The sequence below is a fragment of the Kitasatospora sp. NPDC004669 genome (genome assembly GCF_040609455.1).
Classification (GTDB): domain Bacteria; phylum Actinomycetota; class Actinomycetes; order Streptomycetales; family Streptomycetaceae; genus Kitasatospora.
In genome coordinates this window covers 14,150-27,300 of the sequence record NZ_JBEXKB010000023.1, presented here as the reverse complement: position 1 = coordinate 27,300, position 13,151 = coordinate 14,150, and the positions used below count along the sequence as shown (strand labels likewise).

At 71.6% G+C, this 13,151-nt stretch carries 12 protein-coding genes; 3 read left to right on the top strand and 9 right to left on the bottom strand.

The window, feature by feature from the left end; genetic code table 11:
* The first annotated feature begins 14 nt into the window (after positions 1 to 14).
* Genes zwf through pgl form a run of 3 tightly spaced genes read left to right on the top strand, consistent with a single transcriptional unit; the run spans position 15 to position 3,426 of the window.
* Positions 15 to 1,571 (top strand): glucose-6-phosphate dehydrogenase, encoded by a 1,557-nt coding sequence (gene zwf / locus ABZW30_RS20505; RefSeq protein ID WP_355672647.1) that lies wholly within the window; start codon positions 15 to 17, stop codon positions 1,569 to 1,571.
* Positions 1,568 to 2,641 carry a glucose-6-phosphate dehydrogenase assembly protein OpcA gene (gene opcA / locus ABZW30_RS20500; protein ID WP_355672553.1) on the top strand — a complete coding sequence of 358 codons (1,074 nt, stop codon included), beginning with the start codon at positions 1,568 to 1,570 and terminating at the stop codon, positions 2,639 to 2,641. The genes zwf and opcA overlap by 4 nt, the downstream gene beginning before the upstream one ends.
* Positions 2,638 to 3,426, top strand: coding sequence for a 6-phosphogluconolactonase (gene pgl / locus ABZW30_RS20495; protein WP_355672552.1), 789 nt, complete (start codon positions 2,638 to 2,640; stop codon positions 3,424 to 3,426). Before opcA ends, pgl begins: the two co-directional genes overlap by 4 nt.
* 176 nt (positions 3,427 to 3,602) lie before the next feature.
* Here the strand turns inward: pgl and ABZW30_RS20490 are convergent, their stop codons facing one another.
* The 9 genes from ABZW30_RS20490 to uvrC all read right to left on the bottom strand — a co-directional run bounded on the left by ABZW30_RS20490 (position 3,603) and on the right by uvrC (position 13,107).
* Positions 3,603 to 3,938: an RNA polymerase-binding protein RbpA gene (locus ABZW30_RS20490; protein ID WP_033353465.1), complete on the bottom strand. Its 336-nt coding sequence runs from the start codon at positions 3,936 to 3,938 to the stop codon at positions 3,603 to 3,605.
* A gap of 157 nt (positions 3,939 to 4,095) precedes the next feature.
* A complete protein-coding gene (secG, locus tag ABZW30_RS20485; RefSeq protein WP_355672551.1) occupies positions 4,096 to 4,338 on the bottom strand; it encodes a preprotein translocase subunit SecG in 243 nt (80 codons plus the stop codon).
* Positions 4,339 to 4,425: 87 nt separating this feature from the next.
* Complete coding sequence (tpiA, locus tag ABZW30_RS20480; RefSeq protein WP_355672550.1) at positions 4,426 to 5,211, bottom strand: triose-phosphate isomerase; 786 nt, start codon at positions 5,209 to 5,211, stop codon at positions 4,426 to 4,428.
* A 6-nt stretch (positions 5,212 to 5,217) separates the two neighbouring features.
* Positions 5,218 to 6,420, bottom strand: coding sequence for a phosphoglycerate kinase (locus ABZW30_RS20475; RefSeq protein WP_355672549.1), 1,203 nt, complete (start codon positions 6,418 to 6,420; stop codon positions 5,218 to 5,220).
* A gap of 152 nt (positions 6,421 to 6,572) precedes the next feature.
* Positions 6,573 to 7,580 carry a type I glyceraldehyde-3-phosphate dehydrogenase gene (gap, locus tag ABZW30_RS20470; RefSeq protein ID WP_355672548.1) on the bottom strand — a complete coding sequence of 336 codons (1,008 nt, stop codon included), beginning with the start codon at positions 7,578 to 7,580 and terminating at the stop codon, positions 6,573 to 6,575.
* A 333-nt stretch (positions 7,581 to 7,913) separates the two neighbouring features.
* The gene (gene whiA, locus ABZW30_RS20465) at positions 7,914 to 8,894 is read right to left on the bottom strand and encodes a DNA-binding protein WhiA (protein ID WP_188308910.1); all 981 of its coding nucleotides are present in this window, start codon (positions 8,892 to 8,894) and stop codon (positions 7,914 to 7,916) included.
* Positions 8,885 to 9,856, bottom strand: a complete 972-nt coding sequence (yvcK, locus tag ABZW30_RS20460; RefSeq protein WP_355672646.1) for a uridine diphosphate-N-acetylglucosamine-binding protein YvcK — start codon at positions 9,854 to 9,856, stop codon at positions 8,885 to 8,887. The genes whiA and yvcK overlap by 10 nt, the downstream gene beginning before the upstream one ends.
* A gap of 178 nt (positions 9,857 to 10,034) precedes the next feature.
* Positions 10,035 to 10,919: an RNase adapter RapZ gene (gene rapZ / locus ABZW30_RS20455; protein WP_270143324.1), complete on the bottom strand. Its 885-nt coding sequence runs from the start codon at positions 10,917 to 10,919 to the stop codon at positions 10,035 to 10,037.
* A 118-nt stretch (positions 10,920 to 11,037) separates the two neighbouring features.
* Positions 11,038 to 13,107, bottom strand: coding sequence for an excinuclease ABC subunit UvrC (gene uvrC / locus ABZW30_RS20450; RefSeq protein ID WP_355672547.1), 2,070 nt, complete (start codon positions 13,105 to 13,107; stop codon positions 11,038 to 11,040).
* Positions 13,108 to 13,151: the final 44 nt, after the last annotated feature.

Below are 13,151 nucleotides of genomic sequence, written 5' to 3'. Positions count from 1 at the left end.
CTGATTTCCCTGAGTTGACTCCGGAATCGGACGCGGACGACCTCCCGCGCGCCCCCGTCAACCCGCTTCGTGACCCCTCCGACCGGCGGCTCCCGCGCATCGCGGGGCCGTCCGGCCTGGTCATCTTCGGGGTCACCGGCGACCTGTCCCGCAAGAAGCTGATGCCGGCGATCTACGACCTGGCCAACCGCGGCCTGCTGCCGCCAGGCTTCTCCCTGGTCGGCTTCGCCCGCCGCGACTGGGAGGACGAGGACTTCGCCCAGATCGTGCACGACGCGGTCAAGGAGCACGCCCGGACGCCGTTCCGGGAGGAGGTCTGGCAGCAGCTCGCCAAGGGCATGCGCTTCGTCCAGGGCACCTTCGACGACGACGAGGCCTTCGACAAGCTCCGCGCCACCATCGAGGAGCTCGACAAGGCCCAGGGCACCGGCGGCAACTTCGCCTTCTACCTGTCCGTCCCGCCGAAGTTCTTCCCCACCGTCGTCCAGCAGCTCAAGAAGCACGGCCTGGCCGACCCGCCGCAGGGCTCCTGGCGCCGCGCCGTCATCGAGAAGCCCTTCGGCCACGACCTGGAGAGCGCGCAGGAGCTCAACAAGGTCGTCCACGAGGTCTTCCCCCGGGACGAGGTCTTCCGGATCGACCACTACCTGGGCAAGGAGACGGTCCAGAACATCCTGGCGCTGCGCTTCGCCAACCAGATGTTCGAGCCGATCTGGAACCGGTCGTACGTCGACCACGTGCAGATCACCATGGCCGAGGACATCGGCATCGGCGGCCGGGCCGGCTACTACGACGGCATCGGCTCCGCCCGTGACGTCATCCAGAACCACCTGCTGCAGCTGATGGCGCTCACCGCCATCGAGGAGCCGGCGTCCTTCCACCCGAAGGCGCTGGTGGCCGAGAAGCTCAAGGTGCTCAACGCCGTCAAGCTCCCGGCCGACCTCGGTCAGCACACCGTGCGCGGCCAGTACGCGGCCGGCTGGCAGGGCGGCGAGGAGGTCGTCGGCTACCTGGACGAGGACGGCATCAACCCCGACTCCAAGACCGACACCTACGCGGCCATCAAGCTGGAGATCAACAACCGCCGCTGGGCGGGCGTCCCGTTCTACCTGCGCACCGGCAAGCGGCTGGGCCGCCGGGTCACCGAGATCGCGGTGGTCTTCCAGCGCGCCCCGTACCTGCCGTTCGACTCCTACGCGACCGAGGAGCTGGGGCAGAACGCCCTGGTCATCCGGGTCCAGCCGGACGAGGGCGTGACGGTGCGGTTCGGCTCCAAGGTGCCGGGCACCTCCTTCGAGGTCCGGGACGTCACGATGGACTTCGCCTACGGCGAGTCCTTCACCGAGTCCAGCCCGGAGGCGTACGAGCGGCTCATCCTCGACGTGCTGCTCGGCGACGCCAACCTGTTCCCGCGCCACCAGGAGGTCGAGCTCTCCTGGCAGATCCTCGACCCGATCGAGAGGTACTGGGACTCCCACGGCAAGCCGGCCCAGTACGCGGCGGGCACCTGGGGCCCCGCCGAGGCGGACGAGATGCTCGCACGAGACGGCAGGAGCTGGCGCCGGCCATGAAGATCGACCTCACCAACACGACGTCCAGCAAGATCAACGCCGCGCTGATGGAGGCGCGCCGGACCAGCGGCTCCACCGCCGCCGGCATGGTGCTCACCCTGGTGATCGTGACCGACGAGGGCAGCGCCTACGACGCCCTCAAGGCCGCCAACGACGCCTCCCGCGAGCACCCGATGCGCACCCTCGCGGTGATCAAGCGCGCCGGGCGCTCGCCCCGGGCCCGCGCCGAGACCCGCCTGGACGCCGAGATCCTGGTCGGCTCGGACGCCGGCTCAGGCGAGACGGTCATCCTGCGCATGCACGGCGAACTCGTCGCGCACGCCCAGTCGGTGGTCCTGCCGCTGCTGCTGCCGGACGCCCCGACCGTCGTCTGGTGGCCGGACAACGCGCCGCTGCACCCGGCGCAGGACCCGCTGGGCTCGCTCGCCCAGCGCCGGATCACCGACGCGGTCACCGCCGAGTCCCCGGTCGGCCAGCTCGCCCAGCGGGCCGAGAGCTACACCCCGGGCGACACCGACCTGGCCTGGACCCGGATCACCGGCTGGCGCTCGATGCTGGCCGCCGCACTGGACCAGCGGCCGTCCCGGATCACCTCCGCGGCGGTCGAGGGCGAGTCCTACAACCCCAGCGTCGAGCTGCTCGGCCTCTGGCTGACCAACCGGCTGCACGTGCCGGTCGAGCGGGTCGTCACCGGCGGCCCGGGCATCACCGCGGTGCACCTGCGCACCAAGGACGGGGACATCACCCTGGACCGCCCGGACGGCCTCATGGGCACGCTCTCCATGCCCGGCTCGCCGGACCGCCAGGTGGCGCTCAAGCGGCGCGAGACCTCGGAGCTGATCGCCGAGGAGCTGCGCCGGCTGGACCCGGACGACATCTACGCGACGGCCGTGCGCACGCCCGTCGAGCGGCTGCGCGAGCCGGCGGGCGCCGAGCCGACGGCGGCCGAGCAGGCCGCCCAGGCCGTCACCGACGCCGCGGTGGCCAACCCCTCCCCGGTGACCGCCGACGGTGCGGAGAAGGCCGCGAAGAAGGCCCCGGGCAAGCGCGCCGCCAAGGGGAGCGCATGACCGCCACGCCCCCGCAGCTGGTCGTCCACCGGGACAAGGAGCTGATGGCCCAGGCGGCCGCAGCCCGGCTGATCACCCGGATCGTGGACGCCCAGGCCGCCCGCGGCACCGCCTCGGTGGTGCTCACCGGCGGGCGCAACGGCAACGCCCTGCTGGCCGCGATCGCCGCCTCCCCGGCGCGCGACGCGGTCGACTGGGGCCGGCTGGACCTGTGGTGGGGCGACGAGCGCTTCGTGCCCGCCGCCGACCCGGACCGCAACGCCGTCCAGGCCCGCGCCGAGCTGCTGGACGCCGTCCCGCTCGACCCGGCGCGGGTGCACGAGATGCCCGCCTCGGACGAGGTGGACGGCTCGGACGTGGAGTCAGCCGCCGCCCGCTACGCGGAGGAGCTGGCGAAGGCCGCCGGGCCGGGCGACCGGCTCGGCGTCCCGGCCTTCGACGTGCTGCTGCTCGGCGTCGGCCCGGACACCCACGTCGCCTCGCTCTTCCCGGAGCACCCGGGTGTGCGGGAGACCGAGCTGACCGTGGTCGGCGTGCGCGGGGCCCCCAAGCCCCCGCCGACCCGGATCTCGCTCACCCTCCCGGCGATCCGGGCGGCCCGCGAGGTCTGGCTGTTGGCCGCCGGCGAGGACAAGGCGAGGGCGGTCGCGCTGGCCCTGTCCGGCCCCGGCGAGCTCCAGGCGCCCGCCTCCGGAGCGCGCGGCCGCAGCCGCACCCTGTGGCTGCTGGACCGCGCCGCCGCGGAGCGGATCCCGCCGCAGCTGTACCCGCCGGCCTCGGCGTAGCAGCCGCGAACGCCGAAGGGCGCCACCGTCACTCGACGGTGGCGCCCCTTTTTGGCGCTCGGCTCGCCTCCGGGGCGCTTCCGACCCGATGCCGACGGTCGGCGCTCCGGCGCTCGTACCTCGCTAGTCGCTTCTCCCTTTCGGCACCGGCGCGCCCCTTCGGCTCGCTCGCGCTGTCAGATCTCGCCGCGCAGCTTGGCCAGCGCCTCGGCGAGGATCGCCTCGCCGTCGGCGTCGGTGCGCCGCTCACGGACGTAGGCGAGGTGGGTCTTGTACGGCTCGTTGCGCGAGGGCGCCGGCGGGTTGTGCTCGTCCTGCCCGGCCGGGAAGCCGCAGCGCGGGCAGTCCCAGGTGTCCGGGATGACGGCCTCGGCGGCGAAGCTGGGCCGGGTCTCGTGCTTGTTGGCGCACCAGAAGGAGATCCGGCTGCGCGGGGCGGACTCGCCGCGCTCCGCCTCCCCCATCGGGCCGGCCCCGACCCTGCTGCCACGGATGGCGTTGCCACTTGCCACGGTCTGACTCCCTGCGTGCTGGTGCGCCGACCCGCCGCGGTCCGCGTCGGTGGCGAAAGTCGTCCTAGTGTAAGCAGGACTTAAGCCTCCGCCACCATCGCCTCCGCCCCCGACCGTCCCAGGATAGGCGCTCGGGCGACGGGGCGTCAGGGTTGTGTCAGGCCTGGTTCTTGAACTTGAGGACCAAGCCCAGCACGATGATGCAGACGAACCAGCCGAGGCCGACCACGATGGTGATGCGGTCCAGGTTGCGCTCGGCCACCGCCGACCCGCCGCCGGTCGACATCGCGCCACCGCCGAACATGTCCGACAGGCCGCCGCCCTTCCCCTTGTGCAGCAGCACCAGCAGGACCATCAACAGACTGAAGATGATCAGGGCAATCGAGAACCCGAGAACCACGACGGGACCAACTCTCTCGTATCTTCGGCGAAGGGGCCGGGCCGCGTACGGCGGTCCGGCCCCAAAGCCTACGTTGCTGCGGCGGCGTTAGCCTACTGCCTGCTGACGGTAGCGCACGATCTTGACGAACTCGTCGGCGTCCAGCGAGGCACCGCCGATCAGGCCGCCGTCGATGTCGGGCTTGGCCATCAGACCGGCCGCGCTCGACGACTTCACCGAACCGCCGTACAGCACGCGGACCTTGTCGGCCAGCTCGGCGTCGTACAGCTCGGCGATCCGCTTGCGGATGGCGGCGCAGACCTCCTGCGCGTCCTCCGGGGTGGCCACCTCGCCGGTGCCGATCGCCCAGACCGGCTCGTACGCGACCACGATGGACTCGGCCTGGTGGGCCGGGATGCCCTCCAGCGCGCCGTCCAACTGGGCCAGGGTGTACTCGACGTGGGTGCCGGCCTTGCGGATGTCCAGCGGCTCGCCGATGCACAGGATCGGGGTGACCCCGGCCCGGTAGGCGGCCTTCACCTTGGCGTTGACGATCTCCTCGTTCTCGCCGTGGTACTGGCGGCGCTCCGAGTGGCCGATCACCGCGTAGGTGCACTGGAGCTTGGCCAGCATCGGGCCGGAGACCTCGCCCGTGTAGGCGCCGCCGTCGTGCTGCGAGATGTCCTGCGAGCCGTACTTGATCTTCAGCTTGTCGCCGAAGACCAGGGTCTGCACCGAACGCAGGTCGGTGAACGGCACCAGGACGGCGACCTCGACGGCCTCGTAGTCCTTGTCGGCCAGCGCGAACGCCAGCTTCTGGGTGTGCTGGATGGCCTCAAGGTGGTTGAGGTTCATCTTCCAGTTGCCCGCCATCAGCGGGAGACGGTCGGTCATGTGGTTTCAGTCCTCCAGAGCGGCGAGACCGGGGAGGGTCTTGCCCTCCAGGTACTCAAGGCTCGCGCCGCCGCCGGTCGAGATGTGTCCGAACGCGTTCTCGTCGAAGCCCAGGGTGCGGACGGCCGCGGCGGAGTCGCCGCCGCCGACCACGGTGAACGCGCTGCTGTCGATCAGGGCCTGCGCGACGGCCTTGGTGCCGTTCGCGTAGTCCGGGTGCTCGAAGACGCCCATCGGGCCGTTCCAGAACACGGTGCCGGCGTCGGCCAGCTTCGCCGCGTACAGCTCGCGGGTCTTCGGGCCGATGTCCAGGCCCTCCTTGTCGGCCGGGATCGCGTCCGCGGCGACGGTGTCCGGGTTGGCCGGGGTCTTGCCCTTGAGGTCCGGGAACTCGGCGGAGACCAGGACGTCCATGGGCAGGACGAACTCGACGCCCCGCTTCTCGGCCTCGGCCAGGTACTCCAGGCACTTCGGCTTCTGGTCCGCCTGCAGCAGCGAGATGCCGACCTCGTGGCCCTTGGCCGCGAGGAAGGTGTACGCCATGCCGCCGCCGATCAGGATCCGGTCGGCCTTCTTCAGCAGGTTGTCGATCACACCGAGCTTGTCCGAGACCTTGGCCCCGCCGAGCACGACCACGTAGGGGCGCGCGACGTCCTCGGTGAGCTTCTTCAGCACACCGACCTCGGTGGCGATCAGGTCGCCGGCCGCGTGCGGCAGGAGCTCGGGCAGGTCGTAGACCGAGGCGTGCTTGCGGTGCACGGCGCCGAAGCCGTCGCCCACGTACAGGTCGGCCAGGACGGCCAGCTGCTCGGCGAAGGCCTTGCGCTCGGCGTCGTCCTTGCTGGTCTCGCCGGCGTTGAAGCGCAGGTTCTCCAGCAGCGCGACCTCGCCGTCGGCCAGCGCGGCCACGGCGGCCGCGGCGCTCTCGCCCACGGTGTCGGTGGCGAATGCGACGCTCTTGCCGAGGATCTCGCCGAGACGCTCGGCCGCCGGGGCGAGCGAGAACTTCGGGTCCGGCTCGCCCTTGGGGCGGCCGAGGTGGGAGGCGACGACGACCTTGGCGCCGCGCTCAAGGAGCTTGGCGATGGTCGGCGCGACGGCGCGGATCCGGCCGTCGTCGGTGATCGTCTCGCCGTCCAGCGGGACGTTCAGGTCGGCGCGCACGAAGACGCGCTTGCCGGCGACGTCCAGGTCTTCGATGGTCTTCACTGGTTCTTCGGTCTCCCGGGGAGATGGTTGATGCGCAGAGGCGGCACGGCGCAGGGGCCGCCTGAGAAGTCCTTGTACGCAGAGCGAGGGCCCGGTCGGCTCAGTTTCGCCGTCCGGGCCCTCGCCCCTACATCACGTCAGCTCCCACTGCGTCAGAGCTGTCCACCGACGAGGGCGACCAGGTCGACGACGCGGTTCGAGTAACCCCACTCGTTGTCGTACCAGCCGAGCACCTTGACCTGGTTGCCCTGGACCATGGTCAGGCTGGAGTCGAAGATGCAGGAGGCCGGGTCGTTGACGATGTCCGACGAGACGATCGGGTCCTCGGTGTAGGCCAGGATGCCCTTGAGCGGGCCCTCCTGCGAGGCCTTCTGGAAGGCCGCGTTGACCTCGTCCTTGGTGACCTCACGCTCCAGGGTGACGACCAGGTCCGTGATGGAGCCGGTCGGGACCGGGACGCGCAGCGAGGTGCCGTCCAGCTTGCCCTTCAGCTCCGGCAGGACCAGGGCGGTCGCCTTGGCGGCACCGGTCGAGGTCGGGATGATGTTCTGCGACGCGGCGCGGGCGCGGCGCAGGTCCTTGTGCGGGAAGTCCAGGGTCACCTGGTCGTTGGTGAACGCGTGGACGGTGGTCATCAGACCCTTGACGATGCCGAAGCTCTCGTTCAGCACCTTGGCCATCGGCGCCACGCAGTTGGTGGTGCAGGAGGCGTTGGAGATGATGTCGTGCTTGGCGGCGTCGTACTTGTCGTCGTTCACACCCAGGACGATGGTGACGTCCTCGTCGGTGGCGGGCGCCGAGATGATGACCTTCTTCGCGCCGGCGGCGAGGTGCTTCTTCGCGGCCTCGGCCTTGGTGAAGATGCCGGTGGACTCGACGACGATGTCGGCGCCCAGCTCGGCCCACGGCAGGTTGGCGGGGTCACGCTCGGCAGTCACCTTGAAGGTGTGGCCGTCGACGGTGATGCTGTCCTCGGTGTGCGAGACCTCGCCCGGGAAGGTGCCCAGGGTGGTGTCGTACTTGAGCAGGTGAGCCAGGGTCTTCGTGTCGGTGAGGTCGTTGACACCGACGATCTCGATGTCAGCGCCCTGGGCCTTGACCGCCCGGAAGAAGTTGCGGCCGATGCGGCCGAAGCCGTTGATGCCTACCCGGATCGTCACGAACCGATCTCCTCGTTAGGTACGCCGGCGCGAAGCCGACGGGGGTGAGATTTGGGAAGTCCCCGACCGCCTATGACCCTACCCCTCCGGGCGCGGGGAGGGCACATCGCGCCACCTCGTGAGACTGGGCGTGGCGCACGGTAAACCCGATTTCAGGCCGTCCGGCCTTGGCCCGGCGGGCAGTTGGTCCCGGGCCATTGGTCTCTACCAATTCGGGAGTTCCGGGCCGGCCCGAAAACGACCGCGGCCGGTGTCCGTCATCCGGACACCGGCCACTGTTACTCGCCCACTCGTCTCCAGCGCGCTCGGGGCGGCGCTCACGGAGCGTGACCGTCAGTTGAGCGCCATCTCGTCGGTCAGATTGGCCTCGGTGCTCGGCAGGCCGAGCTCGGCGGCGCGCTTGTCGGCCATCGCCAGCAGTCGGCGGATCCGGCCGGCCACCGCGTCCTTGGTCAGGGGCGGGTCGGCGAGCGCGCCCAGCTCCTCCAGCGAGGCCTGCTTGTGCTGCATCCGCAGCTGGCCGGCCGCGGCCAGATGCTCGGGCACCTCCTCGCCGAGGATCTCCAGCGCGCGCTGCACCCGGGCGCCGGCCGCGACCGCGGCGCGGGCCGAGCGGCGCAGGTTGGCGTCGTCGAAGTTGGCCAGGCGGTTGGCGGTGGCCCGGACCTCGCGCCGCATCCGGCGCTCCTCCCAGGCGAGCACCGACTCGTGCGCACCGAGGCGGGTCAGCAGCGCGCCGATCGCGTCGCCGTCACGGATCACCACCCGGTCCACGCCGCGCACCTCGCGGGCCTTGGCCGGGATGCCGAGCCTGCGGGCCGCGCCGACCAGGGCGAGGGCGGCCTCGGAGCCGGGGCAGGTGATCTCCAGCGAGGAGGAGCGGCCCGGCTCGGTGAGCGAGCCGTGCGCCAGGAAGGCCCCGCGCCAGGCCGCCTCGGCATCGCAGGTGGCGCCGGAGACGACCGCCGGGGGCAGACCTCGGATCGGGCGCCCGCGCCCGTCCACGAGGCCGGTCTGGCGCGCGAGCAGCTCGCCGTCCTTGACCACCCGGACGACGAAGCGGCTGCCGCGTCGCAGTCCGCCCGGGGCCATCACCACGAGGTCGGAGGAGTGCCCGAAGATCTCCAGGAGGTCCTTGCGCAGCCGGCGCGCCGCCGCCCCGGTGTCGAGCTCCGCCTCGATCACGATGCGGCCGCTCACGATGTGCAGTCCGCCCGCGAACCGCAGGATCGCCGACACCTCCGCCTTGCGACAGCAGGCCCGGGTGACCGGGAGCCGGCTGATCTCGTCCTTCACCGCTGGAGTCATCGCCATGGCCCGATCCTTCCATGTGTCCGGAAAATCCGGTCGTACGCGGCCGCCAACAGCTCCGGGTCGTGTCGCGGGGTGCCGTCGGTACGGGCCACCGTGCCGAGCACCAGAGCGGCACCCATCCGTTCGGCGGCCTTCTCCAGACCGGCCAGGTCCGCCTGGCCGAAGGCACCGCCCGTGACGGCGCGCTCGTCCACCAGGATCGCATCCACGGCGAGCTGCGGAGCGTGGTCGGCGATGACCTCCAGGTGACGCTGCGGGGTGAAGCCCTCGGTCTCCCCGGGCTGCGGGGCCAGGTTGAGGGTGAGCAGACGGCGGGCGCGGGTCTCGGTCAGTGCCTTGGCCAGCTCGGGCACCAGCAGGTGCGGCAGCACGCTGGTGAACCAGGAGCCGGGCCCGAGCACCACCCAGTCCGCCTCCCGGACCGCCGTGACCGCCTCCGGGACGGCCGGCGGCTCGTCCGGCAGCAGCCGGATCGACTGCACGGTGCCGGGGGTGACCGCCACGCTGGCCTGGCCGCGCACGGCCGTGACCTCGGCCGGGCGGGCCGGGTCGTGGCCGCGCACGCTCGCCTCGATGTCCAGCGGCACCGCCGACATCGGCAGCACCCGGCCCTGGACGTTCAGCAGCCGGCCGACCCAGTCCAGCGCCGCCACCGGGTCGCCGAGCTTCTCCCAGAGCGCGACGATCAGGAGGTTGCCGACCGCGTGCCCGCCCAGCTCACCGTTGCCGGTGAAACGCTGCTGGATCACCTCGGACCAGGTGCGGCCCCAGTCGTCGTCCCCGCACAGCGCGGCCAGCGCCTTGCGCAGGTCCCCCGGCGGCAGCACGCCCAGCTCCTCGCGCAGCCGACCGCTGGAGCCGCCGTCGTCGGCGACGGTGACCACGGCGGTGAGGTCGCTGGTGAGCCGGCGCAACGCGGACAGCGAGGCGGACAGGCCCTGGCCGCCGCCGAGCGCGGTGATCCGGGGAGCCGGATTGGCCCGGGCGGGACTACTGCGCGGACGGCCCGGCGTCGGGCTGCCCGCCCGTTCGCCGGCCCTGCTCTGCGGCTGTCGCCCGGGCACGTATCCCGCCACACTCACCTCGCGTTCCTCGGCCCCGCCACCGGCTCCGCCGGGGGCCCGGCAGGGAAAGCGGCGGTTACTCCCGTCCCATGTCACGGTGGACGAGCACCGTCTCGACTCCGTCGGCGATGAGACGCTTGGTCAGACGCTCGGACATGGCGACGCTGCGGTGCTTGCCACCGGTGCAGCCTACGGCAAGCGTCATGTAGCGCTTCCCCTCCCGCCGGTAGCCCTCGGTAACGATCCGGAGCAGCTCGGCATAACCGTTCAGGAACTCGTTGGCACCGGGCTGCTGGAACACGTAGTCGGCGACGTCCGCGTCGGTGCCGGTACGGGCCCGAAGCTCGGGCACCCAGTGCGGGTTGGGCAGGAAGCGGCAGTCCACCACGAGGTCGGCGTCGACCGGCAGGCCGTACTTGAAGCCGAAGGACATCACGGTGGCGCGCAGCTCGGGCTCGTCGTGGTCGGCGAACTGGGCGTCCAGCTTGGCGCGCAGCTGGTGCACGTTGAGGTTGGAGGTGTCGATCACCAGGTCGGCCTCGCCGCGCAGGTCGCGCAGCAGGTCGCGCTCCTGGGCGATGCCGTCCACGATCCGGCCGTCGGCCTGCAGCGGGTGCGGGCGGCGCACGCTCTCGAAGCGGCGCACCAGGGCCTCGTCGGAGGAGTCGAGGAAGACCACCCGGAGGCGGACGCCGCGCTTCTCCAGCTCGTCCAGCGAGGTGAGCAGGTCGTCGAAGAACTGGCGGCCGCGGACGTCCACGACCACGCCGATCCGGGCGACGTTGCCCTGGGAACGGGCGCCCAGGTCGACCATGGTGGGGATCAGGGCCGGCGGCAGGTTGTCCACCACGAACCAGCCGAGGTCCTCCAGGCACTTCGCGGCGGTGGAGCGGCCGGCTCCGGACATGCCGGAGATGATCACCAGCTCCGGCGCGTTCTCGGCCACGTCTGACACGGTCACTTCGGTTCCCCGCTCTCGGTCTTTCTGCTGGGGAGAACGCGCACGGCACGACCGCCCTTCCCCGTCCCGGACAGGCGGGCGGGGTCGGGGCGCGCCGACAGACGGGCGGCGTCGGCCGTCATGGCGTCTCCTGGGATGGTGCGGTCTGGGGTGCTGCGGCCACCGGCCCGGCGGCCTGGTCGGCCCCGTCCTCGATGATCTCGCCGGTCGCGGTGTTGACCGCGGGAGCGGCGGGTGTACGGGACGACAACGCTGCCGCAACGGTCTCCGCGGTGCGGCGTCCGATACCGGGTACCGCGCAGAGTTCGTCGACGGTGGCGGCCCGGAGCTTCTTCAGCGAGCCGAAGTGCTTGAGCAGCGCCTGGCGGCGAGTCTCGCCGAGGCCCGGGACGGAGTCCAGTTCCCCGGCGGTGAGTCGCTTGGAACGCTTGTTGCGCTGATAGCCGATCGCGAAGCGGTGGGCCTCGTCGCGGACCCGCTGGAGCAGGTAGAGGCCCTCGCTGGAGCGCGGCAGCACGACCGGGTCGTCCTCGCCGGGCAGCCAGACCTCCTCCAGGCGCTTGGCCAGGCCGCACAGCGCGACGTCGTCGATGCCGAGCTCGTCCAGGGCCCGCTTGGCCGCGGCGACCTGCGGCTGGCCGCCGTCGACCACCAGCAGCTGCGGCGGGTAGGCGAAGCGCTTGGGGCGGCCCTCCTCGTCCCGGGCAACGGTGCCACTGCCGAGCTCGGGGGTGGCGGGCCGGTCCTCCTCGGGGACGGCCCACTCGCCGGTCTGCTCGCGCTCCTGGAGGTAGCGGCGGAAGCGACGGCTGATCACCTCGTGCATCGAGCGGACGTCGTCCTGGCCCTCGAAACCCTTGATCTGGAAGCGCCGGTACTCGCTCTTGCGGGCCAGGCCGTCCTCGAAGACGACCATCGAGGCGACCACGTCCTCGCCCTGGAGGTGGGAGATGTCGTAGCACTCGATGCGCAGCGGGACGGAGTCCAGCTCCAGCGCGTCGGCGATCTCCTGCAGGGCGCGGCTGCGGGTGGTCAGGTCGGAGGCACGCTTGGTCTTGTGCAGCGCCAGCGCCTGCTGGGCGTTGCGCTGCACGGTGGCCATCAGGTCCTTCTTGTCGCCGCGCTGCGGGATGCGCAGGTCGACCTGGCTGCCGCGCAGCTCGCTCAGCCACTCCTTTATCGGGGCGGCCGGTTCGGGCAGGGCGGGGACCAGCACCTCGCGCGGGACCGATTCACTGCGTTCATCCGCGGTGGCGCCGCCGTAGAGCTGCTGGAGGGCGTGCTCGACCAGGCCGGCGGTGTCGACGTCCTCGACCTTGTCGGTGACCCAGCCGCGCTGGCCGCGCACCCGACCGCCGCGGACGTGGAAGATCTGCACGGCGGCCTCGAGTTCGTCCTCGGCGAGGGCCAGCAGGTCGGCGTCGGTGGCGTCGGCGAGCACGATGGCGTTCTTCTCCATCGCGCGCTTGAGGGCGCCGATGTCGTCCCGCAGCCGGGCCGCCTTCTCGTACTCCATCTCGGCGGCCGCCTCCTGCATCTGCTCTTCCAGCCGGCGCAGGTAGTTGCCGGTGCGTCCGGCCATGAAGTCGCAGAAGTCCTCGGCCAGCGCCCGGTGTTCGTCCGCCGAGACCTTGCCGACGCAGGGCGCGGCGCACTTGCCGATGTAGCCCAGCAGGCAGGGGCGGCCGACCTGTCGGGCGCGCTTGAACACGCCGTTGGAGCAGGTGCGGACGGGGAAGACGCGCAGCAGCAGGTCGACCGTCTCGCGGATCGCCCAGGCGTGCCCGTACGGGCCGAAGTAGCGCACGCCCTTCTTGTGCGCCCCACGCATCACCTGGACCCGCGGGTACTCCTCGTTGAGGGTGACGGCGAGTTCCGGATAGCTCTTGTCGTCGCGGTACTTGACGTTGAACCGCGGGTCGAACTCCTTGATCCAGGAGTACTCCAGCTGGAGCGCCTCGACCTCGGTGTCGACCACGGTCCACTCCACCGAGGCGGCGGTGGTGACCATGGTCGCGGTGCGCGGGTGCAGGCCGGCCAAGTCCTGGAAGTAGGACGACAGGCGCGGCCGCAGGCTCTTGGCCTTGCCGACGTAGATGACCCGGCCGTGGGCGTCGCGGAACTTGTAGACGCCCGGGGAGGTCGGGATCGCGCCCGGCGCCGGGCGGTAGGTGCTCGGGTCAGCCATGAGTCCACCGTACCGAGTGCGGTCGGGGCCGTGGGGACAAGATC

What these genes read in the sequence shown, in the direction of transcription:
- opcA (WP_355672553.1), top strand. Translation starts at nt 1,568, where the DNA reads ATGAAGATCGACCTCACCAACACGACGTCCAGCAAGATCAACGCCGCG.
- pgl (WP_355672552.1), top strand. Translation starts at nt 2,638, where the DNA reads ATGACCGCCACGCCCCCGCAGCTGGTCGTCCACCGGGACAAGGAGCTG.
- tpiA (WP_355672550.1), bottom strand. Translation starts at nt 5,211, where the DNA reads ATGACCGACCGTCTCCCGCTGATGGCGGGCAACTGGAAGATGAACCTC.
- whiA (WP_188308910.1), bottom strand. Translation starts at nt 8,894, where the DNA reads ATGGCGATGACTCCAGCGGTGAAGGACGAGATCAGCCGGCTCCCGGTC.
- uvrC (WP_355672547.1), bottom strand. Translation starts at nt 13,107, where the DNA reads ATGGCTGACCCGAGCACCTACCGCCCGGCGCCGGGCGCGATCCCGACC.